The following is a 24,799-nucleotide window of genomic DNA, read 5'->3' on the forward strand; positions in this document are numbered from 1 at the left end:
GGAAGGACGAGAAAGTCCGCTCACCTGCGGCCTTGACCAGGCAAGATTGCTGACAGGTGAATGCTCCCTTATGCATTTCGACATTGGCGATCTCGACACGTGGATAGGACGCCACAACCGTTAGCGCTGATCCATCGGCATTTAGCGCGCATTCCATTCTCGGAAAGGCATTACTTGCGGTCGCCAAAGCCAGCCAACCCATCATTACAATTACGATCGTCGGCAGATTGCGCAAAACTGTTTCCCCCCAGTACGTTGGAAGTCTTCTGGCTGGTTCGGCGCGACTTGTCGAGTCTATCTGGCATGGCCCACCTACCGTAACAGCCCCTTCTTGTACTGCACCGGCGTCTCCCCCAGCACGGTCCTGAAATCGGTGATGAAATGCTGCTGGCTCGAATAGCCAAGATCATAGGCGATCCCGACCCAGTCCGGCTCATCGCTCTCCCGGATCTGCGCGGCTGCCAGCAGCAGGCGCTTGCGCTGCAATAGCCATTTGAGTCCGATCCCGAGATAGTCGCGAAACACCTGTTGCAGCCAGCGCTCGCTCTTGCCATAGGCGGCCGCCACCGCCGACACACTGGTCAGCGCCTCGTCGGTCTCGACGTCGCCGATAATCTCGTTGATCAGCCCGATGGTTTCGTCCGGACCCGGCAATTTTGTCCGGATCAAAGCCTGCAACTCGGCGATCGCCGCATCGTCATCCCGTGCCAGTATCCGCGCAATGCCCGGTGCGTCGGCCCAGGCAAACACCTGCGTCAGCGGCACCACCTTGTCCTGCAGGTCCGCCATTTGCCCGCGCCAGAACGCATGGAACGCACCCGGCCGGAAGCGCATGCCGATGATCCGCCCGCTCCCCGCAGCCGAATAGGTGCGCTTGCCGCGAAACGTGCCCTGGATCCCCGATTCCTGCGCCGACAGAAACACATCGACATAGGGCCGGTGCATCACTTCGCTTGAATCGTAATGCCCAAGGGCACTGTCCCAGCGGATTACCCAGAAATGCACAATGAACGGTGCCAGGTCCTCTGGCGGCGGTTCCATGCGGAATTGCACATGCCGCTCGAATCCCGCCGGATCAAGCCTGCCGCGCGGCTCGTAAACCTCTGCGGGTTTTTGAAATACGGGCTTCGAACCATCGGTCATTGTGGGTGCATCAACAAGAAGGGACCTACCAAATGACCACCAACAAGCACTTCCTGCGCGGCATGGCCACCGTCAACTATTTTGCCGATGACATGATCGCCGCTCGCGACTGGTATGCCGAGCTGTTCGGCGTCGAAGCCTATTTCCAGATGCCCAGCCGCGAGAACCCGGCCTATATCGAGTTCCGCATCGGCGACGATGAGGACGAGTTCGGCATCATCGACCGCCGCTATGCGCCCGAAGGCATGCAGGCCGGCCCGGGCGGCTCCATCCTGCTCTGGCATGTCGACAATATCGAAACCGCCTTCGCCCGCTTGATCGAACTGGGCGCCAAGCAATACGACCCGATCACCAAGCGCGGCGAAACCGGCTTCGTCACCGCCTCGGTGGTCGACCCCTTCGGCAACGTCCTGGGCATCATGTACAACCCGCATTACGTCGCCCTGCACGCAGCCTGACAATTCGTCACAGATTGTCACCCTCGGGCCTGGCCCGAGGGCTCTTCACGTCCCCATCAGCTCGGAAAAACCCTTGGCGCGCGCAGCCGCGTTGGTGCCGCGGCCGCTCGTCGCCGTCGCTCCACGGCCTTGCAGTTCTTGATGATGGCGCGGACGCGCTTGATCACGCCGACGCCAAGCCCGGGCAGCTTCAGCAGCTCCGGGCCTTCCATCTCTTCGATTTCGCCAAGCGTCTTGAGCCCGGCCGCCTGCAATCGCTTGCCGGTTCCGTCGACTTCCCGCAGGTCGATCACCGCGATCTGTTGCCATTTGACGGCTCCGCGGAGCCAAGCCCGATATGTATCTGCCACATTGGGCTTATCGCAGGCCTGGCGCCGATAGGCCAGCCACGTTACAGGAACCGCTCCATGCCGAACGGCTTGATGTCGATCGCGGTGGCTTCGCCCGTCATCGCCTGCGCCAGCAATTCGCCCGTCGCCGGCCCCAGCGTAAAGCCGTGATGCGCATGCCCGATCCCCGCCCATAGCCCACGGTGCTTGGGGGCCTTGCCGATGATGGGCATCATGTCGGGCGTGCAGGGCCGCGCGCCCTTCCACGGCTCGGGATCGAGTCGTTCGCCGATCGGGAACAGTTGCCGTGCCGCCGCTTCCGCCTTGCCGAGCTGGATCGGCGTCGGCGCCGCGTCGCGCATGGCAAATTCGGCGCCCGTGGTCAGGCGAATGCCGCGTGCCATCGGCGCGATCACATAGCCCACCTCGGCGTCGAGCAGCAGATTGTTGAGCTTGGCGCCACCCTCTGTGCCGTAATGCATGTGATAGCCGCGCTTGACGAAGAGCGGCAGCCGGTAGCCCAGCCTGTCGAGCACATCAGGCGCCCACGGTCCCAGCGCGATCACCGCTTCCTTACCGCTATGGCGGGTCCCATCCACTACTGCCGCCCAGCCATCGCCATCCTGCTCCAGCGCGGTCACCGCGCCCGAAACAAATGTGCCGCCCAGCTTTTCGAACAGCTTGAAATATTCCCCGACCAGCGCGCCGGGATCGCGCACCGTCCACGGATCGGTCCAGTGCACGGCGCCCGCCAGCCCACCCTTGAGGTCGGGCTCGATGCGCTTGAGCTCCGGCCATTCCACCACCTCGTGGCTAATACCGAATTGCTCCTTGTCCGCCCGTGCCTTTGCCGCTTCCTTCTTCAGCCCCTCATCGCTGCGGAACGCCAGGAACCAGCCGCTCTTGCTCACCAGCGCTTCCGCATCCGGCCCCGCCTGGTCCATCAGGTCCTTGTGGGCAATGATCGAGCGAGCGATCAGCGGCGCATAGCTCTGCACCACCCGCTTGTAGCTCTCCGGCGACGACGCCCACCAATAGCGCAGCAGCGCCGGCGCCAGCCGGGGCAGGGCCAGCGGCTCATAGCGGGCTGCCGTGGAAAGGTGCAGCCCCACCTGCATCAACATGGCCAGGTCGCGCGGAAACGCATGCGGGCGCACACCCTCACGCTGGATAATCCCGGCATTGCCGAACGAGGTCTCGCGGCCGGGTGCCTGTCTGTCGATCAGCGTCACCCCGCGCCCGCGCCGCAACAGGTGGATCGCCGTCGAAACGCCAACAATACCCGCGCCAACAATAATGACGTCGTCCATGCCCTACCTGTCTCCGAAATCGACTGCGTCCTGCTACTATTGCCCCTTTCTAGCAGATCGCGGCAGGCAATTTCATGCAATCTGCACCATCTCGCACCGCGTCGCGACAGAAACATCCAGCGTTAGGTCGTATCGGCGCAACAATATTGCAGCTTGCCTTCCCAGCGCGCGCGCTTCCATCACTTCGAGCCGTATGCGTCGGGATGGAAGTGGACCAGCCGTTTGCCGTTCGTGACGCTCGACCAAGCTGCAAGGCCAATGCCGCATTGTGCCTCGCCCAATAGTTGCATCTTTGCGGCAGACGGTAGGCATTTCGGTGCTAATCTAGCTCATGGACAGCTTAACCCGGTATCACCTCGCCACCCATCAGGATGGGACCTGGCATGTCATCGACATGATGACTGGCGAGCCCGCAGACACCCAGATGCAGGACGGAAGTTGGCGTAGGCTTTATCGGCTCGCGCGGTGGGAAGCGGAGCTGTGGTCCACATCGCTGAACAAGACCGCAGGGATGGCTTGGCGGCAGACGCCGCTTTGAACCCAGCTATCCGCTGGAGGTGGGCGACCTTGATGCCTCGCCTAGCCACGCCTTGAAAGGAACGCATTGCGAAAGTAGGGATGATGCTGCTTGCCGTATGTCCGTCGGCAGCAAATGGCGCTTGCCGATCCACCGACTTTGCGAATGTTGATATCCCGGTTGCGTCCTGCGCCGGGCAGCTCAGCTGCCTTCGGCAGCGAGAAAAGGCTAGCCGTGACCACCTTTGACTATGCTGCGTCTGCAGATCTCTATCCAAGCCGTGTCGCTCGCGGGTCCGCTAAGGTAACCTACAGACGCTTCGGACGGGCGGCGGAAGCCCTCCGATACGCCATTGAAGACATGCCGACCAAGCTTCTGAGGGGCACCCTGCTAGAGGTCGACGAACGTCGCTTCACCGGCGAACAGATCCGTGAACTCTATGATGCGTCGGCCTATCCACTGGACCGGTCGGTGGCACCATGATTGTCGATCAAAAGCTGACCAACGCAGCGCCCAATGGCTCTTTCTTCACATACGGTCTTGTCGGAGCATTGCTGGCAGCATGCGCGCTAGTGGCCGTTGCAAGTTTCTACGGCATCAGTCTGGCACCGCATCTGGCATTGGTTTCCGGCCTTCTTGGATTCGCCTTTGCAGGCGGCGGAATGCTGCATGTCAGGCGCACGGCACTGTATCGGCGAGCCCTGCCGTGAGCACCGCACAAATACTGCCGTTTGTCCGGCTTGGGATACGGATGGTTCCGCCATCAATTTCCCTCGACATTGGATATCCACGCTTCGTACGAGAAGCGCTTCGGCCCGGCCTTCCTCTTCGTGCGAGCCAGTACGACCGCGATCAACCCTCCATCGCCTGATCAGGGAACACGATGCGCATTCTGATAGGCTGTGACCTGACTTTCGAGCTGGCGCAGCCGACGCCGATCATCGCGATGCTCAATGTTCACTCTTCGCGAGCCGCGGATTTAGAGGAGCCAGATCGACTGGTTTCCGAACCCGCTGTGCCCATCGTGGGGTATCACGACAGCGTGGGAAATTGGTGTAACCGGCTTCTCGCACCGGCCGGGCTTCTGACCTTGCGGACACGCGGCACAGTGCGCGACAGTGGTAATTGGGACCGCGCGCCAGTAGAAGCGCAGCAGATCCCGGTTCAAACTCTGCCACCCCAGACCCTGCACTTCTTGCTTGGCAGCCGCTATTGCGAGACCGACTTGCTCACGGACATCGCCTGGAAAACCTTCGGGAATGTGCCGCTAGGGCTGGCCCGCGTTCAGTCGGTGGTGGACTTTGTCCATAACCACCTTCGGTTTGACTATTCGAAGTCTCGTCCTACGCGCACCGCGTGGGAGGCTTATAACGAACGTGTCGGCGTCTGCCGCGACTTTGCCCATCTGGCCATAGCGTTCCTGCGTTGCCTGAACATCCCGGCGCGCTATTGCACGGGCTATATTAGCGACATCGGGTTGCCCCCGCCTTATGCACCGCAGGACTTTGCGGCTTGGATTGAGGTCTTCATGGGAGGCCAGTGGCTCCTGTTCGACCCTCGAAATAACGATCCCCGCATCGGCAGGATACTGATTGGGAGGGGCCGAGACGCCACAGATGTCCCTCTGACGTTGACGTTTGGGCCAAGCAAGCTGCTGGCTTTTTCCGTGATCACCGAAGAGCATGCGACAAGCGTCGTGGCATAGAGGTAGACTGACCTTGCTCGGGCGCTTCGCCCAGAACAGCGCACCAGCAGCTTTTGGGACATCAGCAGGGTTGGCCAAATGTCAGCAATGGGGTCGAACCGCCCCCATCACCCCCGGCTCTGATACACATACCCCCGCACACTCGCCGGCACCTCCGCCTTCAGCCAAGTCCGAAACGCCCGCAGCTTGCGGCTTTCCCGTCTTCCCTGTGCCGTCACCAGCCAATAGCCCAGCGGTCCCTCCACCGAATGCTCGAACGGCCGCACCAGCCGCCCGTCGCTCACCGCATCGGCGCTCATCATGTCGGCGGCCATCAGCACGCCCTGCTCCGATATCGCCGCGTCGAAGGCGAGCGAGGCATCCGAATAGATTGGGCCGGTTAGCTTGATATCAGGGTCGAGGCCCACTTCGGCCCGCCAGGCATCCCAGCTCAGCATCGTCGTCTCGTCCTGGATCACCGGCACCTGCGCCAGGTCTTCCGGCCGTTTCAGCCTTGCCGCCACCACCGGCGCGCAAACTGGCTGATAGGCCGAGCCGCCCACCAGCTCGGCATGAATGCCGGGCCATTTGCCGTGGCCATAGCGGATGCCGCAGTCGACATCGGGTCGGCTGAGGTCCAGCATGGCCGCTGTCACGTTGAGCCGTACCTCGATATCCCGGTTGAGCGTGGTGAACTTGTTGATCCGCCAGATCAGCCAGCGCGAGGCAAAGACGCTGCCCACCGTCAGGTTGAGCACCGCCTCGTCGCTGCCTCTGAGACCCGTCAATCCGTCCTGCAGCGCCGAAAATCCTGCCGTGAGCTGCGGGAGCACAGCCTTGAGTGCGGGCAGGGGCCGCAGCCCGTTCGGCGTGCGCTCGAACAATTCCATGCCCAGCCGCTCCTCGGCCCGCCGCAAGTGTTGGCTGACCGCGCCTATGGTCACGCCCAGTTCTTCAGCGGCCGGTGCCAGCGCGCCGCGGCGGGCCACGATCTCGATGGCGCGCAGCGCATTGAGCGGAATGGGGAATGGGTTTGCCATATAGTTTTTCTAAAGCCGTCGCGCGACCTTGTCCATTGCTTCAGCAGCTCCACCGGCGCAAAACTATGTCCATACCAACGAGCAGACCTTGAAGGAGGTCACAAAATGTCCAGCATCCTGACAATCCTGAGCCGCCTTCTGGCAGTCTTCGCCCCCGCCGACCGCGCCCCGACCGATCCCGATACGCTGTCCCTGCGTGATTGGGCCGATCTGCCGGTGCATCATCCCCTTTCCGACCGCGCGCCGTGCTGAGGCCATAATCGGGCTTTTGAAGGGGGGAGCAAATTCCCCGCCGACATGGAGCTTTCGATGATCCGCCCTCTCGCCGCGCTCGCCTTTCTCGCCATCGGTCTCGGCGCTGCTACCGCGCAGGATAATCTTCCCGTCCAGCCGACGGCGCCCGAAATCGTCGTCGACCCGACCGCCACCGTCGACAATACGCCCAAGCAGGCCAATCTGCTGACTGGCCTCTACGCCACCAAGGCCGTCATCGAGCTCTGCACTGTCACCATCGAACCGGCCGTCTCCGCCGGCATCGACGCCGACCAGAAGCGCCTCGAAACCAGCCTCGGCATGGATCCTGCCACCAGCGAAAAAGCCTATGCGCAGGTCAAGGCCGATGTCGAACGCACCACGCCTGATTGCGCCGAAGGCAGCCCCGACCGCCTGAGCGTCGATGCTGTCACGGCCATCTACCAGGCCCAGACCGCCGCTCCTGCGGCCGCCGCCGCACCGGGCACTGAAGCGCCGGCCGCTGCTCCGGCAGCCGCGCCCGCCCAATAGCCGAAAATTGCGCTGAGCCGTCTTGTCTGCTAAGTCCCGGCTGCACCAGACGTTCGGGAAGCAGCAGACATGGATACCGGCAAGTCGTCAGACCGCTAGGCCGCAACAACCCTTCTTTGTTGTTGCGGCGTTCTGTCGAACCAAATCCCAGCCCAGGCTGATCCGCAGACGCCGCCAGATGATCTCATTTGAGCGGATGCATTCTCATGCCGAAACCAAACCCTGTCTGGGCCTATTCCATTCCGGCGGCTTTGCTGCTGATGGCCCCCTTCGATATCCTCGCCTCGCTGGCCATGGATATTTACCTGCCCGTCGTCCCGGCCATGCCGGCCATATTGGGCACCAGCCCCGATCTCGTACAGCTCACGCTGACCGTCTACATGATCACGCTCGGCGTCGGGCAGATCGTCTTCGGGCCGCTGTCCGATCGCTTTGGCCGTCGTCCGGTGCTGCTGGGCGGCGCCGTGCTGTTTGCCGCGGCCTCCTTCGCCCTGGCGGCCGGGTCAATGCCATTACCCTTCCTGCTCTGCCGTTTTCTGCAAGCGGCGGGCGCGGCGGCGGTCCTGGTCGCGACCTTCGCCACGGTTCGCGATGTCTATGCCGACAGGCCTGAAGGTGCCGTGATCTACAGCCTCTTCGGCGCCATGCTGTCCTTCGTTCCGGCCCTGGGGCCGATCGCGGGAGCGCTTATCGCCGACACTCTCGGTTGGCGGGCCATTTTCGTGGTCCTCGGCATGCTGGCGGTGCTTGCCGGGCTCAATGCCGGCCTGCGCTGGCCAGAAACCCGGCCGGAGGGCGCTGTGCAGCGCCTGTCCTTCCTGCCGATCCTGCGCAGCCCGGCCTTCTGGACCTATACTTTGGGTTTCAGCGCGGCGATGGGGACGTTCTTCGTCTTCTTCTCCACCGCCCCGCTGATCCTGATCGAGGGCGCCGGTTTCTCCGAACTGGGCTTCAGTCTGGCCTTTTCCACCGCCGCCATCGTGATGATCGTCACCACCCGCTTCGCCAAGAGCTTCGTGACCCGCTGGGGCATTCCTGGCAGCCTGCGGCGCGGCATGCTGACCCTGCTGGTCGGTGCCGCCCTCGCTGCACTGGGCCAACTCTTCGCGGTGCCGCCCCTCATCGGCTTCATCATGCCCATGTGGGTCATGGCGGTAGGCATGGTCTTTGCCAGCGCCGTCACCGCCAATGGTGCGCTGGCCGAGTTCGGCGACCGCGCCGGATCGGCCGTGGCCCTGTACTTCTGCGTACAGAGCCTCTTTGTCGGCATTGTCGGTACCGCCTTCGTGGTGCTGCTCCCGGGCGATTCCGCCTGGCCGCTGGTCGCCTATGCCGCCGGCATGGCGCTTGTCGTGCTGCTGGCGCTCGGCCGGCGCTGAACCTTCAGGGTCGGGGTGGCAACGCCGCTCCGGCCCTATTCGCAGATCCGCGTCGTGCAACTCTGCCCGTGGCATCCCATGTCCAGATGCAGATGGTCATGATGCTCGGCATTGGCCTCCGGCCCCAGCACCGTCATGAAGTCGCCGCAGGCGGCATCATGCGCCAGCCGCAGCAGCCGCCCCTCCGGCTCCGCCGCCGGCATCCAGTCGCCCTCGACCCCGATGCTGCGCCCATCCTCGAGCGTGAACCCGGTCACATCCACCGCATTGGCAAAGCCATGCTCGGAGGTAAAGCCGTTCTCGGCGCTATAGCGGTTGCGGCACATATAGCTCGTGCCCGTATCCACCTGCGCCAGCCGGCTTTCCAGCATGGTCTCGGCATAGCCATCCACCGTCTCGACCCAGTCGGGCAGGGCGCTCGCCATTTGGCAATTGGTAGTCACCGGCGACGATAGCGGCACCATCCGCCCCTTACTCAGCACCCCGGTGACCACAAGCGGCGATTGTTCCCCGCAAATCCCCTCGCTCAGCGGCGGCGCCATCTCCGCCTCCACCAGCCCCTGAATGACAGCCGGGCACGCCACCTGATAAACCCGTTCCGGCTTCGCTTCCACCTCCGGCTTCGCCTCGACCTCGGGCTCCACCGGCTCCTCGACCGCCTGTTCGTCCACCGCCTCCTCCGCCGCGTCAGGCACGGCAGGCGCTTCCACCACGGGCACATCCGGCAGGCTGGGCGGCCGCGGCCGTGGCACCGGCGGCGCTTCCGGCGCAACCGCCACCGGCGCCTTGGGCGCTGGCGTTCTCGGCGGCCGTGGCGGCGGATTGGTCAGCTCGTCGACCATGTCCTGCAGCGGTTGGAAGATATCCTGCGCGGCAACCGGATGGGCCAGCAGCGGCAGGGCGATCAGCAGTTTAATGAGCGTGCGCATGAACCCGTAACGCGCCAGCCCGCAAAAGGCACCGCAACACCCCTGTTAACCTGCGCTAAACCATCTTTCTCAGCCACCCCGCTTCTGCTATCAGCGCCCTTATGACAACGCCGCTTTCCCACATCCGCAATTTCTCCATCGTCGCCCATATCGACCATGGCAAATCCACCCTGGCCGATCGCCTGATCCAGACGACCGGGGGATTGGACCTGCGCGAGATGAAGGAGCAGGTGCTCGATTCGATGGATATCGAGCGCGAGCGCGGCATCACCATCAAGGCCCAGACCGTCCGGCTGACCTACAAGGCCAATAACGGCGAGACCTACATCCTCAACCTCATCGACACCCCCGGCCACGTCGACTTCGCCTATGAAGTCAGCCGCTCCATGGCCGCGGTGGAAGGCTCGTTGCTGGTCGTCGACGCCTCCCAGGGCGTCGAGGCGCAGACCCTCGCCAACGTCTACCACGCGCTCGATGCCAACCATGAAATCGTCCCCGTCCTCAACAAGGTCGATCTGCCCGCCGCGGATATTCCGCGCGTCAAACAGCAGATCGAAGACGTCATCGGCATCGACGCCTCCGAAGCCCTCGAAATCTCGGCCAAAACCGGCGTCGGCATCGACACCGTGCTCGAAGCCATCGTCCATCGCCTGCCCGCCCCCAAGGGCGATATCAATGCCCCGCTCAAGGCGCTGCTGGTCGATTCCTGGTACGATACCTATCTCGGCGTCGTCGTTCTCGTCCGCATCATCGATGGCACCATGAAGAAGGGCCAGAAGATCCGCATGATGGCCTCGGGCGCGGTCTATGAGCTCGATCGCGTCGCCGTCAACACGCCCAAGCTGGTCGAAGTCAAGGAACTGACCCCCGGCGAACTCGGCGTCTTCACCGCCTCGATCAAGGAAGTGGCCGATACCAATGTCGGCGATACCATCACCGACGACAAGAAGCCGACTTCCACCCCACTGCCCGACTTCCGTCCGGCCCAGCCCGTCGTGTTCTGCGGCCTCTTCCCCGTCGATGCCAGTGACTTTGACGAGCTGCGCGCTGCCATGGGCAAGCTGCGCCTCAACGACGCCAGCTTCAGCTTTGAAATGGAAACCTCAGCCGCCCTCGGCTTCGGCTTCCGCTGCGGCTTTTTGGGGCTGCTGCACCTCGAAATCATCCAGGAACGCCTGAGCCGCGAGTTCAATCTCGACCTGATCGCCACCGCGCCGTCAGTGGTCTACGAGATCGCGCTGACCAATGGCGACAGCATGATGCTGCACAATCCGGCCGATTTGCCCGATGTGATGAAGATCGAGGAAATCCGCGAGCCCTGGATCAAGGCGACCATTCTCACCCCCGACGAATATCTCGGCTCGATCCTCAAGCTCTGCCAGGATCGCCGCGGCATCCAGCGCAATCTGAGCTATGTCGGCAACCGCGCCATGGTGGAATACGATCTGCCGCTCAATGAAGTGGTGTTCGATTTCTACGATCGCCTGAAGTCCATATCGAAGGGCTATGCCAGCTTCGATTACCACCTCGATGACCACCGCCCCGGCGACCTGGTCAAGCTCAGCATTCTAGTCAACGCCGAGCCCGTCGACGCGCTCTCCATGCTGGTCCACCGCACCGTCGCCGAAAGCCGCGGCCGCATCATGTGCGAAAAGCTCAAGGAGCTGATCCCGCCGCATCTGTTCGTCATTCCGATCCAGGCCGCCATCGGCGGCAAGATCATCGCCCGCGAAACCGTCCGCGCCATGCGCAAGGACGTGACGGCCAAGTGTTATGGCGGCGACGCGACGCGTAAACGCAAACTGCTGGAAAAGCAGAAAGCCGGTAAGAAGAAGATGCGGCAGTTCGGGTCAGTGGAGATTCCGCAAGAGGCGTTTATCAAGGCGCTGAAGATGGGGGATGATTAGGTTATCATTCGTTCTTCCTATGTTCTTCATTCTTAGCTATCATTGAAGCGGGGGAAATCAATGGTGGCGGCTTTTGAAGAGACACTGCTAAGCCACGGCGGCGATCCCGGAGCAGTTTTGTACTTCGACGGGTCTGGACCCGATGCGTTGCCGTATATCACCCTAGTGTCAGCACGCAGCGAAGCTGATTCTGAGCTTTCAGCGGTTGTTGGTGTTTATGAGTGGAACCATCGACCTCTCATGTTTCTCGCCGACGGCGAGGCACTGGATAAGGATGGCATTCAGCGCGTTAGACGAATTCTCGCGATGCGTGGCGACGCACAATACTTAGGGCTTTTTTCGCGTGGCCGCCTCAGCATCTTTCCAATCAGTTTGGACGAGCGCGAAGCTGGGCAACTAGCGCTGGAGGTGGGAAACGCGTCGGATAGGCTGATCACGATTCCGCACTTGATCAATGAGCGACCGGGCGTGGCTTCCTCGCGCGGGTGGATAAGTGACGTCATACTACGGCTGTTGATCGGGTCTCTGGACGTACTGATTGGCGAGGGGGTTTCTGACGAAGACGCCATTTCGCTGGTAGGCCGGGCATTGTTTGTCAGGTTTCTCGCCGACCGGGACCTGATCTCATCGAAAACAATTCCAAACTATGACGGTCCCGTTGGGGAGGCCTTCGATGAAGGGCCAAGTGCTATTGCTGCATCCAAGTGGCTTGACGACACCTTTAATGGCGACTTTCTGCCGTTGACTGATGGCCTATTTGATCGACTTTCGCCGCAGGCGTACGGAGTGCTGGGGGACATCCTGCGTCGCGCACCAGACGGGCAACTGTCGCTGCCCTGGCAAGAAAAATGGGCCCTTTTGAATTTCGCTCATATTCCAGTCGGCGTGTTGAGCCAGGCCTACGAACGCTACCTAAGTAGGCACGACCCAAAGAAGCAGCGACGCGAAGGCGGGTACTATACGCCTCGCCATATCGCGGACCTTCTCGTCAGAGGTACGTTCCAAGCGTTCAGGCGAGAAGGTATCGCACATAAAGCGCGTGTTCTTGATCCAGCGGCTGGCGCCGGAGTATTTTTGGTGACGGCATTCCGCCAGCTCGTTCAGGAGAGGTGGCGAGTGGACGGCGTCCGTCCGCAAACCAGCGAGCTGCGATCCATATTGTATGGATGCATTAAGGGGTTTGACATAAATGAGGCCGCACTGAGATTTGCGGCCCTAGGCCTATACCTAGCCTCAATCGAGCTTGATCCCGAACCCGAGCCGCTCCGGAAGCTGCGGTTTGACGATCTACGACCCCGCGTACTTGAGTTCTTGGGGCACTCTGCCGTTCAAGGCACTGACACAGTCAGCCAAGATCAATTGGGCAGTCTCGGTAGTAAGGTCGGAAAAGAGCATCGCGGGGCGTATGATCTGGTTATTGGCAATCCGCCTTGGGCCACTGCCACGAAGGTTCCAAACTGGACGGAAATCTTAAAGCATGTTGCAGACATAGCGAAGGATCGCGTCGGACATGCAATTCCAGCTCCCTTGCCCAATGACGTGCTTGATCTGCCGTTTGTTTGGCGTGCCATGGAGTGGGCGCGCCCGGGTGGGCAGATAGCATTCGCTCTGCACGCCCGGGTGCTTTTTCAAAGCGGAGAGACAATGCCGGAGGCGCGCGCGGCGCTGTTTGCAGCGCTGGATATCACCTCCATAATTAATGGCACTGAGCTCCGCAATACTAGGGTGTGGCCTGAGATATCTGCGCCGTTCTGCCTCCTCTTTGCCCGCAACAACGTGCCGGGAGTCGGAGCAGGCTTCACGTTCGTAAGCCCTCATTTAGATGAGGGTTTGAACAGGGCCGGCGCTTGGCGGATAGACGTTGCTAACAGTGAGGTGGTTTCTTCAGATTCCGTGCAAAGAAGGCCGGAACTACTAAAATTGCTATTCCGAGGCGGGCGTCTAGACTTGGAGGTTTATGATCGCTTGCAGAAGAAGGCGCTTCCAACAGTGATGGAATTTTGGCGCTCCACCTTTGGAGAGCATCACGGTCGAGCTCGGTTTACTGGCAACGGCTATCAACGCCTGCGAGCCAGCAGCCGAGTAAGAAAGTCGTCAACCGACCAGTTGCCGGGGGTCGATGCCTCATACCTCCAGGGGTTTCCAGAGATATCGGATGCTGATGGTTCAATCTTCGTTGAACCAGGAAATTTGAGGAAATTCCACCAGACCAGAATCCATGATCCGCGTCCCGTCGAATTATTTCAGGGGCCATTATTGCTCGTTAGAGAGTCACCTCCGGTAAGTACAGAGAGGATAGTAGTTGTTGTTTCGGACAAAGATCTAGTTTTTAACCAGAGTTTTCATGGCTATAGCGCCGCAAGTCATAGTGATGGAGAGATACTGGTTAGATACCTGGCAATCTTGATTTCCAGTGATATCTCAATTTGGCACGCACTTGTTACAAGTGGGAGGTTTGGCTTCGAGCGCGAAGTAGTCGAAAAATTTGTCATCGATCGACTCCCAATAGTCCCTTTTGACAGGTTAAACGAATTGGATCGAAAGGAAGTCACCCGGCTATTTGATCTAGCGGCCAATGCCGGGCTCGAAGGCGCACGCGACCAGATAAATAGCTGGGTAGGCGGGTTATACGGTCTAAGCACGACTGACCTCGCCACGATATCGGATACACTATCGTTCAGCCTCCCGTTCTCCCGAAATCGCCTTGCCGCAAGATGTGAGACCACAGCCAGTCAGCGAGACATTTTTAGAACGAAGTTGAATGAGGAACTTTCGCCATGGGCGCAAAGGTTTGATCGCACGGTCCGTGTTTCGGAGGGACATTGTCCGCCGTTATCCCCATGGGCATTCGTTCGCATCCAGTTCTCCAAGAATTCTGTTGAACAGAAGTCTGCACCTGAACAGCCAAGGTGGATGGAAGTGCTCAATGCTGCCGATGAAATCTCCGCAACTGAAATCATCTATCCGGATCGTGGTGGCGAAGAAATTTGGGTCGGAAAGATCAATCAAGCGCGATACTGGTCCGGCAGTCAGGCGAGGCTCGTGGCTAGAGCAATAATTTGGGATCATTTGGAAGGCCTGTTGTCCCCAAAAGGGGCCGTTAAAAATTGACCGCGATCCATACCCGAATAGAGCAAATCGACCAGCTGACGAGAGGCGTGTCACTGCCCATACCTGCGATACCAGAGACATATTTGAGGGCCATAGCGCAGACCATAAGCGACGAATGGACAAAGTTGGTAGCGGAGCTAGGCGCAACTGTGCTTGCAGAGATGGATGAGGCGGAGCTCAATGCCTTGCTTGAAGCTCGGCTGAATCATGCTGTCATCACGGATTCGTCCTTTGGCCAATTGGTGTGTGGCGTAGCTCGCGGTAAAGAAAGTGTTAGCTTTGATGGAAGTCACTTGGAGAAGCGGCCAGATCTGTCGATCTTATTAACTAGGGCCCATCCCGCATTCCCCTTGGTGGTGGAATGTAAGGTGATCGACGCAGCCAAGGCGAAGGGCGTGGCGCTCTATTGCACGAACGGCATTCGCAGATTCATCGACGGCGAGTACGCGTGGGGCTCTAAAGAGGGTATCGTCATTGCGTACGTTCGAGACGGGTCCTCGATCTCGTCAGCGCTGGCTCCACACTTGTCGACCCATATGGGCCTCACGCCTGACCCCTACTTAACTCAGAACCTGCCGGACGCCGGCACTGGGGTCGCTCTTGCACTTGATCAATCCGTGCATGGTCGGAGCTTCGTCTATGTGGGACAGGCTAGCACCAGTTCGCCTGGAGACCTGTCGCTTTGGCACTTGTGGTTAGCTCAATGAGCAGCCAAAACTAATCCCCGCCCCTCCACCCCGCCTTACCCTCTCCTGTCCGGCATTCCGCCAAAAGGACAGGAGTTTTCATGCCCACACAAACCAACCACCCGCCTTTCGCGCCCGGCGCTCAAGGCCAGCTTGCGGCGCAAGCTGCGCCCGCCGCCAGATCCGGCGAGCCCAGGGTCACCCATGCCATGGCCGAGCGCCATGAGGCGCTGTGGCTGAGCCTCACCGCTTTGCACAAGGATGTCCTCGCCCTCGGCGCCAAAAAACTCACCGCGCCTCTGCCGGAAATCCTGCGCATTGCCGGCGAAGGCCTGCTCAGCGATTGCGTGCCCTTTGCTCCCAAATCCGGCCGTCACACCAGGTTGCCGGTGGCGGCGTCCGATCTGGGTGGGCTGGCCGTGCAACTGGGCCAGGCGCTCGCTATGCTCGACGCCTGGGAGAGCCAGCGGAGCTTTTTCGATGCGCAGTTCGGCTGCCGCATGTGGCGTGTGGAGGGCCCGCGCCAGCCGATCATGCGGCTCAAGCCGCCCGCCGCTGCCCTGCCGCCGCGCCGGGACATGGCCGATCTGCGCGACAAGCTGGCGCAGCGCATCGATGGGCAGCGTGCCGCCGATTTCCAGCGCGGCTTCGAGGCTGGCCGCGCCGCCCGATCAGGCAAGCCGGTGGCCGAGATCGTGGCCGAAGTCCAGAAAAGTTATCCCCGCCTGCGCCTGCTCGATTAAATTTGCTCCATCCCTCCGCACGGGCGGCCTGCAGGCGAACAGTAGCGGAGGGCGCTGGGCGCGGCTTCGCCGCTGCGCAGGTCCGAGCACCGGCCGGCCGGGACGAGCGTTCCCGGTCCGCGACTCCGCGTGTTGTTCCAAAAACCGGCGACCCGAGGCGATCACCGTCTCACTAAACAAAACTCAGGGGCGGCCATCGCCTCGGGTCCCGCTCGCTCTGTGCCACCGGAGGCCGCGCGCCGTCCGGCGCTTTGGCACGCCGCCGATTATTGCCCGGTCAGCGCCCGTACCGTGTATAAACACCCGGTCGGGCGCTCAGGTCCGGTCCCTGCGGAGCCCTCAAATGCACAAGTACCACGTCGGCCAGTCTCTCGATCTCCTGCCCAGCCATGGCAGCAGTTCGCGCCGCGCCGGCGAATGCAAGATCGTGGCGCTGCTGCCCTATGAAGGCCACATGATCCAGTACAAGGTGCAATCGACGCTCGAATCCTATCAGCGCATCGTCAGTGAAAACGATCTGCGCCTGCCCGCTGCCTGAGTCGCGCCCATGACCCAGCTCGCCGACTTCACCCTTCTCCGCCTCGACAACACGCCCCAGAACCTTGCCGACTACAACGGCAGGCTGGTGCTCATCGTCAACACCGCCAGCAAATGCGGCCTCACCCCGCAATATGAAGGGCTCGAACAGCTCTATCAGGATTACGGCGCCCGCGGCCTCGTCATCCTCGGCTTCCCCTGCAACCAGTTTGCCGGCCAGGAGCCCGGCAGCGCCGGCGAGATCGCCCAGTTCTGCCAGGTCAATTACGGCGTGAGCTTCCCCCTCTTCGCCAAGCTCGACGTCAACGGTCCCGGCGAGAGCCCGCTCTATACCTGGCTCAAGGCCGCCCATCCCGGCGATATCGAGTGGAATTTTGCCAAATTCCTCATCGGCCGCGATGGTCAGGTCGCCCAGCGCTTCGCCCCCGACACCCTCCCCGAAGCCATCATCCCCGCCATCGAAAAGCGCCTCTAGCGGGTCTCCATAGTAAAGGTTGACTCGCAACGCCATCCGCTCTAATTAACAATTATGTTAATTAACGGAAACGTTAAATGCAGCCCGCAACCGACCCCCTGAGCCAGACGCTTTCAGCCCTCGCCGACCCCACCCGCCGCGCCATCCTGGCCCGGCTGGCGCATGGCGAAGCCACGGTCAACGAACTGGCCGATCCCTTCGCCATCAGCCTGCCGGCCATTTCCCGCCACCTCAAAGTGCTCGAAACAGCCGGCCTCGTCTCCCGCAGCCGTACCGCCCAGTGGCGCCCCGTCAAGCTCGAAGGCGCCCCCCTCAAGGACCTCGCAGCCTGGGTCGAACGCTACCGCCAATTCTGGGACCAGGGCTTCGACAAGATGGACGCCCTGCTCAAGGACCTCACCAAAGGAGATCCCAATGCTCGCAAGAATTGACACCGTCGCCGATACCGAGCTCGTCATCGATCGCAGCTTCGATGCCCCCGTAGCCCTCGTCTTCCGCCTCTGGACCGATGGCGAGCTGCTCAAGCGCTGGTTCGGCCCCAAGGATTTCACCTGCCCCAGCTTCACCGTCGATTTCCGTGTCGGCGGCCAATACCGCGGCCTGATCGCTTCCCAGCAATACGGCGACAGCTGGTTCGGCGGCACGTTCAAGCAGATCGTTCCCAACCAGCAGATCGTCATGACCTTCGCCTGGGAAGACGGCTCCGGCCTCACCGACATCACCATCAGCTTCGAGGAAACCGATGGCGTCACCACCCAGCGCTTCCACCAGGCGCCGTTCAAGACCGTAGCCGATCGCGACAGTCATGTCGGCGGTTGGAACGAATGTCTCGACAAGCAAGTCGCGTTCATCAGCGACCAAGCCAGCTAAAGGAGCGCTGACCATGCGCAAACTGATCGTCTCCATCATGGTTTCCCTTGATGGCTTCTGCGCCGGTGCCGACGGCAATCCCGCCGTGCTGCCGATGCACATTGGCTTCGACGACTACAATCTTGAGCGCATGCGAGCGGCCGATTACCTGCTATTCGGCGCCACCACCTTCGACATGTTCCGCGGCTACTGGCCCTCCGTGAAGGACGATGCCTCGGCGCATGAAACCCTGCGCGAGATTTCCCGGCTCAATACCGAGCTGCCCAAGCTGGTGGTCTCGGACTCCTTGCCCGAAAAGCTCGCCGACGCGTGGCGCGACACCACCGAGGTGGTGCGCCGTCCTGAGGCCCATGCGCGTATCACCAGACTCAAGCAGGGCGACGGCGGCGATATCCTGGTTTTCGGCAGCCACGTGCTGTGGAACGACCTGCTGACGGCGGGACTGGTCGACGAAATCTACATCCTGGTCGCCGCCGTCACCCTGGGCGCCGGCGTCCCCGCCTTCGAACGGACCAGCCACGCCGACTTTCAACTGCTCGAACACCGACTGCTCCCGGGCTCCAACACCGTCGTCCTGCGCTACGGCGTTCCTTCCATCACGACTTGAGGCCGAGTCACATGACCGCACGACTTTTCCCAACGCGGCTCTAGCCCAGCTCAATGCGCTGGCCGGCCATTGGTCCACGCGCATCGTCATGCTCGATGACCATGGCGCCGAGGCCGAGGAGTTTTTTGCCACCGATATCTACCGCTGGATGCCCGGCCGGCATTTCCTCGTCCATTATGTCGAGGCCCATATGGGCGGCGAGCCGGTGCGATCCATGGAGATCATTGGCATGGCCACGGACGGCGACAGTTACGTCACCCGCAATTACGACAATGCCGGCCAGGTCAGCGACTACACCGCGGCGCTGGACGGGCGGCAGTGGCGGATCGATGGCGCGACCGAGCGCTTCCGTGGCGACATTGCCGGTGATGGCAATACGCTGTCCGGCCTCTGGCAGCGCCATGATGCCGATCGCTGGCTCGACTGGATGCGGGTCACCCTGACGCGGCAGGCCTGATCGCCCCTGTGGCCAATAGGTCACGCCGCCTGCTCCTTTCCGTCTCCATCGGAACGAACAGCCAGCCGCCCCGTTTTGTCGACACGGGGCGGCTAGTCGCGTCGGCCAACTAGGCCCGCGCGTTCCGCAATGAGTGGCTCACGCCACTCCGTGAAAGGATAAGAAAAATGAACAAGATACTCCTGGCCTCCGTGGCCGCACTTTCGCTTGGCTTGGCCATGCCCGCTTTCGCTCAGGACAAAGTCGTGGGCACCCAGTCCGAAGCTGAAGCCGGCGCTGTTGTCGGCGCGACCGGTGGCGGCGCCACCGGCGCGGTCATCGGCGGCATCCTCGGCGGTCCTGTCGGCGCTGTCGTCGGCGGCTTTGCTGGCGCCACTATCGGCGCCGGCGCCGGCGTCGAAGCCTCGACGGTCGAATACGCCACCGCCAATCCGGTCGAGCCCATCTATTTCGACGGCACGGCCAATGTCGGCTTCATCGTCCCGGCCGATGTCACCATCTACCCAATCGAGGGTGACCCGCAATATGGCTATATCTACGCCAATGATCGGGTCTGGGTGGTCGATCTTGAGACCCGCGCCCTGGTCCAGTCGCCGGGCTACCTCGTGCCGCAGGCTTCGGCTGATTTCGCGATTGCCAATCCCGTGGCGCCTATCGAAGTCGAGGGCGACGTCGTGGTCGGCTATGTGCTGCCCGATGGCACCGAGCTGAGCGTCGTGCCGGAATCGAGCTATTCCTACGTCTATATCGGCGATCGTCCGGCCCTGGTCGATACCTCGACCCGCACCGTGGTCTGGGTGAACTAAGCCCAGCCAGTCGCCGCACCACTGGCCGCCCGGTTCACGCCGGGCGGCTTTGCTTTGACCGGCTCCGCACTTTGCGCGATATAGAGCATCGGGTCGAAAACTGGCTGCTGGCTTCGGGTTACCGGCGCGGCGCCCATCGGCCGCGATCGGGGCGGAGTGACAGATGGCGGACATTCTCGAATATTGCAAAGGCCTCAAGCAGGTCAGCTTCAAGCCGGGCGCCATCATGCTGCCCGAAGGCGAGCGACTGGGCCGGCTCTATGTGCTGGAAAAAGGCGAGGTGGAGGTCATCCGGGAGCGCACCCAGGTTACCCATGTCGATGAGCCCGGCTCCATCTTCGGCGAAATGGCCGTGCTGCTCGACATGCCGCATTCGGCCACGGTCAAGGCACTCTCGGCCGTCACCGCCTACGAAATCCCCGATGCGCTGACCTTCCTCGATAGCCGTCCGGAATTCTCGCTGCATATCGCCACCATGCTGGCGCGGCGGCTCTATTACACCACCTCCTACCTAGTGGATTTGCAGCAGCAGGCGGCCGGCAAGCGGCAGGATCTCGACCTGGTTGACCAGATCCTGGCCTCGCTGGTCGATCCGGCCGAGCTCAAGAGCAAGAAGGCCTGAGTGACTGAAACGACTAAGCCGTCGCTGACCATCACCTATTGCACCCAGTGCAATTGGCTGTTGCGCTCCGCCTGGATGGCGCAGGAAGTTCTGTCCACCTTCAGCCTTGAAATGGGGGCCGTGACGCTGGTGCCCGGCACCGGCGGCATTTTCGAGATCACGCTCGATGGTGCGCTGATCTGGGAGCGCAAGCGCGATGGCGGCTTCCCTGACGTCAAGCAGCTCAAGCAGATGGTGCGCGACCATATCGATCCCGGCCGTGATCTGGGCCATATCGATCGGCACGCCCCGACGGAGTGAGCCGCCGGTCCGGCAAATCCGGGCTTAAATGCCTTCATATCAAGGGCTTCCCTTCTTCGCGCACGCCGTTAAGCTGGCTTGTGCAAAGCGGCTGCGTCGCGGCCGCTCCTGAGGAGGGCTAGCGTCATGCCACATCGCTTCAAGATCACATCAGCCAAGAACGGCGAGTTCATCGCCAAATTCGTCTACAATGCCGAAACCATGGTCTGGTCGGAGAACTACAAGTCCAAGGCCAGCGCCACCAATTGCATCGAGTCGATCAAGAAGAATGCGCCCGGCGCCGCAGTGGTCGACATGACCAAGGGCGAAGAGGGCAAGGGCTACCGCTTCGAGATCGCGGCCTCCAAGGATGGCCAGACCTTCGTGCGCTTCGTCGCCGCCAATGGCGAACCCATGGTGCGCTCGGAGACCTACAAGTCCAAGTCCAGCGCCAAGAACTGCATCAAGTCGATCAAGGAACGCGCCGCCAAGGCCGAAACGGTCGACGAGGCTTAGGCCCTCGGGCATGTCGAAGCCCGCCATGCCAACCGCACCGACCGCGCGTCACCCTCGGGCCTGACCCGAGGGCACCGCACGTGCTGGCCGGCACGCTAAACACCCCATTCCCAAGTCTTGACCGCTTGGTCTAATCTCCCGGCAAACATTGTCCGGGAGATTGCTGCCTCATGATGCCTTTCGCCAAGATTATCGCCGCCGCACTGGCAACACTGACGCTCGGTCTGCCCTCGGCCAGGGCGCTTGACATGGTTCCCTTGCCTGATCTGGCCGGACGCGAGATCGTCGCCGTCACCGAAAACGCCTATGTGCCGCTCAACTTTGCCGATCCGGCGACCGGGGAGGGCATTGGCTTCGAATACGACCTGTTCAACGAGATCGCCAAGCGCCTCAATGCCAAGGTCGATTGGCAGCTGTCGAGCTGGGATGTGATGATCCAGGCGGTGCGGGATGGCCAGTTCGAAGTCGGCATGGATGGCATCACCATCAATGACGAGCGCAAGAACCTCATCGATTTCTCCGACAGCTACCTGACCAGCCAGCAATTGATGCTGGTTCGCGCCGACGAAACCCGCTTCACCGATGCAGCCACTTTCGCGCCCGATGAGAACCTGCTCATCGGCGCCCAGGCCGGTACCACCAATTTCTACGTCGCCGTCTACAACGTGCTCGACGGCAAGGAAGACAATCCGCGCATCAAGCTGTTCGACACCTTCGGCACCTCGGTTGCGGCGCTCCAGGCCGGCGACGTCGATACCGTGTTGATGGACCAGACCTCGGCCAATGGCTATATCGGCGCCAATCCGGGGGCTTTCAAAGTCGTCGGCGGTCCGCTCGGCACCGAGGATTTTGGCTTCATCCTCACCCCTGGTTCCGACCTGCTCGAACCCGTCAACGCCGCTCTCGCCCAGATCAAGGCCGACGGCACCATGGACAGCCTGCTGCAGAAGTGGTTCTACGAGTACAACGCCGCGCAATAGGCGGCGCTGCCGGACCCCAAACTCTCAGTCAACCTCCCTCCCCCTTGTGGGGAGGGTGGCCCCGAAGGGGTCGGGTGGGGGTATCTATCCGCAAGCCTGGCGTCTGCGGCCCACCCCCACCTTGATCCCTCCCCACAAGGGGGAGGGAGCCGACTGAGAGCCTACAAGCCAACCAATGACCTATATCCCCCGCAAACCATCCGTCCTCTCCCGCCTGCCGTGGTGGCTCCTCACCATTGCGCTGCTTTTCGTGATGGCCGGTTGGGCGATCTACAGCAACGGCACCTATTCGCAGATCTTCAACGCCCTGCGCGGCGGCATCTTCACCACCATCTGGGTCACCGCCGTCGCCTTTACCGCCGCCACGCTCATCGGGCTGCTGGTGGCCCTGGCCCGCACCTCTGGCAATCGCATCCTGCGCGAAGTCGCCACCTTCTATGTCGAGATCATTCGCGGCATCCCGGTGCTGGTCTTCCTGTTCTACGTCGCCTTCGTGGCGGCCCCGGCCATGGTCGTCGCCGTCAACTGGCTTTTGCAGCCGTTCGGCACCACCATCACCATTCGTCAGTTCGATTTCGCCTGGCGCGCTATCGTGGCGCTGACCGTGTGCTATTCGGCCTTCATCGCCGAGATTTTCCGCGCCGGCATCGAGGCGGTCGATCGGGGTCAGCTCGAAGCCGCCCGTTCGCTTGGCCTGTCGCGCTGGAAGTGCTTCCGGCTCGTCACCTTCCCCCAAGCCCTGCGCACCATCCTGCCGCCGCTCGCCAACGATTTTGTCTCGATGATCAAGGACTCAGCGCTAGTCTCGGCGCTCGGGGTGCAGGACATCACCCAGTTGGGCAAAGTCTATTCCTCCGGCACGTTCCTGTTCTTCGAAACCTATAATGTCGTGGCCTTCCTCTACCTCTCCATGACAATTACGCTCTCCCTGCTGGTGCGCCTGCTCGAACGCTACCTGCGGGAAAATCGACACTGACCCTTGTGCTGGGGCAGGGGGCGGGCCATCTGTGGTCCGCCCATCAAGGAGTGACAGATGAACCGCTTCGCCGCCCTCGCTCTGACCGCCGCCGTTGCCGTCTCCCTTGCCGCCTGTGGCGATAGCCGCGAAGTGGGCAATGTCGGCGTCGATTGGACCGGCAATGACATTTCGATCGATGCCGTCGCTGACCCGGAAGTCGCGGGCGTGGTCTGCCACCTGGCCTACTTCAACCGCTCCTTCATCGATCGCATCAGCCAGGGCAACTGGTTCGAGGACCCATCCTATTCCGCGCTCGATTGCTCGGTTACCGGCCCCATCACCATTGGCGATATCCAGACCCGCGCCGGCGGCGAGGAGATCTTCAAGGAGGGCCGCTCGCTGATCTGGAAGTCGCTGCGCGTCACCCGCGTCTATGACCAGGCCAACAATTCGCTGGTCTATCTCGCGCATGCCCGCGAAATCCAGCAGGGCAGTGGCAAGATGAGCCTCTCGGTCATCCCCCTGGCCGGCGAACAGGTCACCTGGACCAACGGGGCGCCCGCCTCCGTACAATAGCGTATTTGCGTCAAATTCGCTTTCATTCCGCCACCGAATGAAAATGTCCCGGCCTCAATGTGCACCCCATGCCTGCTGGCGTCTGGGATGGTGCACATGGCCTGGCTGATTGCTGCGGTGACCGGGAACGCGCTCGACCTGCTCGTTACCTTTGGTGTGTTTCTGATCGTCTACATGATCGCCCGGTTCTGCAACGCCACCCCGCTCATGGCCATGGCCTTCGGCGTGCTGCCGCCGCTGATGGCCTATATCGTCCAGCACCCCGATGCGCCGACCCGGCTCCTCGCGCTGTTTTCCTGAGCTTTGCTGCGGGGCGGCAAGCTCTTGGAATGTCATAGCGTTTCGCAGCACCAAAACATAAAAGGATTTCGCCCCCTGCCGCTTCAACCGGCAGGGCGGAGTACGATATTCTCTATGCAAAGAGCGTTGGGGCCTTGCGGGCCCGAAAAGGACAAGACCATGGCAATTCTGATTGGCGATACCGCCCCCGACTTTACCGTCGACTCCACCGAGGGTCCCATCCACTTCCATGACTATATCGATGGTTCGTGGGCCGTCCTGTTCAGCCATCCCAAGAATTTCACCCCGGTCTGCACCACCGAGCTCGGCTATACCGCCAAGCTGAAGCCCGAATTCGAAAAGCGTGGCGTCAAGGTTCTCGGACTCAGCGTCGACAAGCTCGAAGATCACGGCGGCTGGGCCAAGGACATCGAGGAAACTCAAGGCACCGCCCTCAATTTCCCGCTGCTGGCCGACACCAAGGGCGAAGTCGCTCGCCTCTATGACATGATCCATCCCAATGCTGACAACACCCTGACGGTGCGCTCAGTTTTCGTTATCGGTCCGGACAAGAAGGTGAAGCTCAAGATCGAATATCCGGCCTCCACCGGCCGCAATTTCGATGAGGTTATCCGCGTCATCGACAGCCTGCAGCTGACCGCAAAATACTCGGTCGCCACCCCGGTGAACTGGAAGAATGGCGAGGACGTCATCATCGCCTCGTCCGTTTCAGCCGAAGCCGCCAAGGAAAAGTTCCCCAATGGCTGGAAGGAACCCAAGCCCTACCTGCGCATTGTTCCCCAGCCCCGCGCGTGACG

Annotated in this window: 30 protein-coding genes and 1 pseudogene; 26 read left to right on the top strand and 5 right to left on the bottom strand. The window is 61.6% G+C overall.

Translation table 11 applies throughout. From position 1 onward, the window contains the following. Nucleotides 1-312: 312 nt before the first annotated feature. A complete protein-coding gene (locus MF606_RS00960) occupies nt 313-1,143 on the bottom strand; it encodes a helix-turn-helix domain-containing protein (protein ID WP_240231575.1) in 831 nt (276 codons plus the stop codon). 32 nt (nt 1,144-1,175) lie between these two features. Between MF606_RS00960 and MF606_RS00965 the strand changes: the two genes are divergently transcribed. Next, nucleotides 1,176-1,601, top strand: a complete 426-nt coding sequence (locus MF606_RS00965) for a VOC family protein (RefSeq protein WP_240231576.1) — start codon at nt 1,176-1,178, stop codon at nt 1,599-1,601. Between the two features lie 56 nt (nt 1,602-1,657). On the opposite strand, the gene MF606_RS00970 is transcribed toward MF606_RS00965, so the two are convergent. Both MF606_RS00970 and MF606_RS00975 read right to left on the bottom strand, forming a co-directional pair. Then, the gene (locus tag MF606_RS00970) at nt 1,658-1,894 is read right to left on the bottom strand and encodes a hypothetical protein (RefSeq protein WP_240231577.1); all 237 of its coding nucleotides are present in this window, start codon (nt 1,892-1,894) and stop codon (nt 1,658-1,660) included. A gap of 98 nt (nt 1,895-1,992) precedes the next feature. After that, nucleotides 1,993-3,240, bottom strand: a complete 1,248-nt coding sequence (locus tag MF606_RS00975; RefSeq protein ID WP_240231578.1) for an NAD(P)/FAD-dependent oxidoreductase — start codon at nt 3,238-3,240, stop codon at nt 1,993-1,995. 877 nt (nt 3,241-4,117) lie between these two features. On the opposite strand from MF606_RS00975, the gene MF606_RS21590 reads away from it, so the two are divergent. The 3 genes from MF606_RS21590 to MF606_RS00985 all read left to right on the top strand — a co-directional run bounded on the left by MF606_RS21590 (nt 4,118) and on the right by MF606_RS00985 (nt 5,462). Then, nucleotides 4,118-4,240, top strand: coding sequence for a hypothetical protein (locus MF606_RS21590; RefSeq protein ID WP_275693113.1), 123 nt, complete (start codon nt 4,118-4,120; stop codon nt 4,238-4,240). Beyond that, nucleotides 4,237-4,467 carry a hypothetical protein gene (locus MF606_RS00980; RefSeq protein WP_240231579.1) on the top strand — a complete coding sequence of 77 codons (231 nt, stop codon included), beginning with the start codon at nt 4,237-4,239 and terminating at the stop codon, nt 4,465-4,467. Before MF606_RS21590 ends, MF606_RS00980 begins: the two co-directional genes overlap by 4 nt. A gap of 173 nt (nt 4,468-4,640) precedes the next feature. Further along, nucleotides 4,641-5,462: a transglutaminase-like domain-containing protein gene (locus tag MF606_RS00985; RefSeq protein WP_240231580.1), complete on the top strand. Its 822-nt coding sequence runs from the start codon at nt 4,641-4,643 to the stop codon at nt 5,460-5,462. Nucleotides 5,463-5,569: 107 nt separating this feature from the next. Here MF606_RS00985 and MF606_RS00990 read toward each other — a convergent pair whose 3' ends face one another. After that, a complete protein-coding gene (locus MF606_RS00990) occupies nt 5,570-6,481 on the bottom strand; it encodes a LysR substrate-binding domain-containing protein (RefSeq protein ID WP_240231581.1) in 912 nt (303 codons plus the stop codon). A 105-nt stretch (nt 6,482-6,586) separates the two neighbouring features. Here MF606_RS00990 and MF606_RS00995 point away from each other — a divergent pair, with 105 nt between their 5' ends. From MF606_RS00995 to cml, 3 genes are all read left to right on the top strand, one after another. Next, on the top strand, nt 6,587-6,733 hold the full coding sequence (locus MF606_RS00995; RefSeq protein WP_240231582.1) for a hypothetical protein: 147 nt from the start codon (nt 6,587-6,589) through the stop codon (nt 6,731-6,733). A 57-nt stretch (nt 6,734-6,790) separates the two neighbouring features. Continuing rightward, entirely contained in the window at nt 6,791-7,264 is a 474-nt protein-coding gene (locus tag MF606_RS01000) for a hypothetical protein (RefSeq protein ID WP_240231583.1), read from the top strand. A 206-nt stretch (nt 7,265-7,470) separates the two neighbouring features. Next, on the top strand, nt 7,471-8,643 hold the full coding sequence (gene cml / locus MF606_RS01005; protein ID WP_240231584.1) for a CmlA/FloR family chloramphenicol efflux MFS transporter: 1,173 nt from the start codon (nt 7,471-7,473) through the stop codon (nt 8,641-8,643). A gap of 35 nt (nt 8,644-8,678) precedes the next feature. On the opposite strand, the gene MF606_RS01010 is transcribed toward cml, so the two are convergent. Next, a complete protein-coding gene (locus tag MF606_RS01010; RefSeq protein ID WP_240231585.1) occupies nt 8,679-9,572 on the bottom strand; it encodes an extensin-like domain-containing protein in 894 nt (297 codons plus the stop codon). Nucleotides 9,573-9,673: 101 nt separating this feature from the next. Here MF606_RS01010 and lepA point away from each other — a divergent pair, with 101 nt between their 5' ends. The 19 genes and pseudogenes from lepA to MF606_RS01105 all read left to right on the top strand — a co-directional run bounded on the left by lepA (nt 9,674) and on the right by MF606_RS01105 (nt 24,797). Then, entirely contained in the window at nt 9,674-11,479 is a 1,806-nt protein-coding gene (lepA, locus tag MF606_RS01015; protein ID WP_240231586.1) for a translation elongation factor 4, read from the top strand. A 60-nt stretch (nt 11,480-11,539) separates the two neighbouring features. Next, complete coding sequence (locus tag MF606_RS01020; protein ID WP_240231587.1) at nt 11,540-14,590, top strand: HsdM family class I SAM-dependent methyltransferase; 3,051 nt, start codon at nt 11,540-11,542, stop codon at nt 14,588-14,590. Continuing rightward, nucleotides 14,587-15,297 (top strand): hypothetical protein, encoded by a 711-nt coding sequence (locus tag MF606_RS01025; protein WP_240231588.1) that lies wholly within the window; start codon nt 14,587-14,589, stop codon nt 15,295-15,297. The genes MF606_RS01020 and MF606_RS01025 overlap by 4 nt, the downstream gene beginning before the upstream one ends. An 80-nt stretch (nt 15,298-15,377) precedes the next feature. Next, nucleotides 15,378-16,019 (top strand): hypothetical protein, encoded by a 642-nt coding sequence (locus MF606_RS01030; protein ID WP_240231589.1) that lies wholly within the window; start codon nt 15,378-15,380, stop codon nt 16,017-16,019. Nucleotides 16,020-16,362: 343 nt separating this feature from the next. Beyond that, nucleotides 16,363-16,557: a hypothetical protein gene (locus MF606_RS01035; RefSeq protein ID WP_240231590.1), complete on the top strand. Its 195-nt coding sequence runs from the start codon at nt 16,363-16,365 to the stop codon at nt 16,555-16,557. Nucleotides 16,558-16,566: 9 nt separating this feature from the next. Next, nucleotides 16,567-17,031: a glutathione peroxidase gene (locus MF606_RS01040; RefSeq protein WP_240231591.1), complete on the top strand. Its 465-nt coding sequence runs from the start codon at nt 16,567-16,569 to the stop codon at nt 17,029-17,031. Between the two features lie 77 nt (nt 17,032-17,108). Continuing rightward, nucleotides 17,109-17,462, top strand: coding sequence for an ArsR/SmtB family transcription factor (locus tag MF606_RS01045; RefSeq protein WP_240231592.1), 354 nt, complete (start codon nt 17,109-17,111; stop codon nt 17,460-17,462). Continuing rightward, nucleotides 17,446-17,901, top strand: a complete 456-nt coding sequence (locus MF606_RS01050) for an SRPBCC family protein (RefSeq protein ID WP_240231593.1) — start codon at nt 17,446-17,448, stop codon at nt 17,899-17,901. Before MF606_RS01045 ends, MF606_RS01050 begins: the two co-directional genes overlap by 17 nt. Before the next feature lie 13 nt (nt 17,902-17,914). Then, complete coding sequence (locus tag MF606_RS01055; RefSeq protein WP_240231594.1) at nt 17,915-18,508, top strand: dihydrofolate reductase family protein; 594 nt, start codon at nt 17,915-17,917, stop codon at nt 18,506-18,508. Nucleotides 18,509-18,560: 52 nt separating this feature from the next. Next, nucleotides 18,561-18,965 (top strand): annotated as a pseudogene (locus MF606_RS01060) (DUF1579 family protein); the annotation flags it as partial. 167 nt (nt 18,966-19,132) lie between these two features. Further along, on the top strand, nt 19,133-19,771 hold the full coding sequence (locus MF606_RS01065) for a DUF1236 domain-containing protein (RefSeq protein ID WP_240231596.1): 639 nt from the start codon (nt 19,133-19,135) through the stop codon (nt 19,769-19,771). A 163-nt stretch (nt 19,772-19,934) separates the two neighbouring features. Continuing rightward, complete coding sequence (locus MF606_RS01070) at nt 19,935-20,393, top strand: Crp/Fnr family transcriptional regulator (RefSeq protein WP_240231597.1); 459 nt, start codon at nt 19,935-19,937, stop codon at nt 20,391-20,393. Then, complete coding sequence (locus MF606_RS01075; protein WP_240231598.1) at nt 20,394-20,693, top strand: Rdx family protein; 300 nt, start codon at nt 20,394-20,396, stop codon at nt 20,691-20,693. It begins immediately after the preceding gene. A 126-nt stretch (nt 20,694-20,819) separates the two neighbouring features. Further along, nucleotides 20,820-21,188 (top strand): YegP family protein, encoded by a 369-nt coding sequence (locus MF606_RS21695; protein ID WP_240231599.1) that lies wholly within the window; start codon nt 20,820-20,822, stop codon nt 21,186-21,188. A gap of 173 nt (nt 21,189-21,361) precedes the next feature. Beyond that, nucleotides 21,362-22,168 carry a transporter substrate-binding domain-containing protein gene (locus tag MF606_RS01085; protein WP_240233920.1) on the top strand — a complete coding sequence of 269 codons (807 nt, stop codon included), beginning with the start codon at nt 21,362-21,364 and terminating at the stop codon, nt 22,166-22,168. Nucleotides 22,169-22,343: 175 nt separating this feature from the next. Next, nucleotides 22,344-23,144 (top strand): amino acid ABC transporter permease, encoded by an 801-nt coding sequence (locus tag MF606_RS01090; RefSeq protein WP_240231600.1) that lies wholly within the window; start codon nt 22,344-22,346, stop codon nt 23,142-23,144. 57 nt (nt 23,145-23,201) lie between these two features. Next, nucleotides 23,202-23,702, top strand: a complete 501-nt coding sequence (locus tag MF606_RS01095) for a CreA family protein (protein WP_240231602.1) — start codon at nt 23,202-23,204, stop codon at nt 23,700-23,702. A gap of 96 nt (nt 23,703-23,798) precedes the next feature. After that, a complete protein-coding gene (locus MF606_RS01100; RefSeq protein ID WP_240231604.1) occupies nt 23,799-24,002 on the top strand; it encodes a hypothetical protein in 204 nt (67 codons plus the stop codon). Nucleotides 24,003-24,161: 159 nt separating this feature from the next. Beyond that, on the top strand, nt 24,162-24,797 hold the full coding sequence (locus MF606_RS01105; protein WP_240231605.1) for a peroxiredoxin: 636 nt from the start codon (nt 24,162-24,164) through the stop codon (nt 24,795-24,797). Nucleotides 24,798-24,799: the final 2 nt, after the last annotated feature.

The organism is Devosia lacusdianchii, from assembly GCF_022429625.1.
Classification (GTDB): Bacteria; Pseudomonadota; Alphaproteobacteria; order Rhizobiales; family Devosiaceae; genus Devosia; species Devosia lacusdianchii.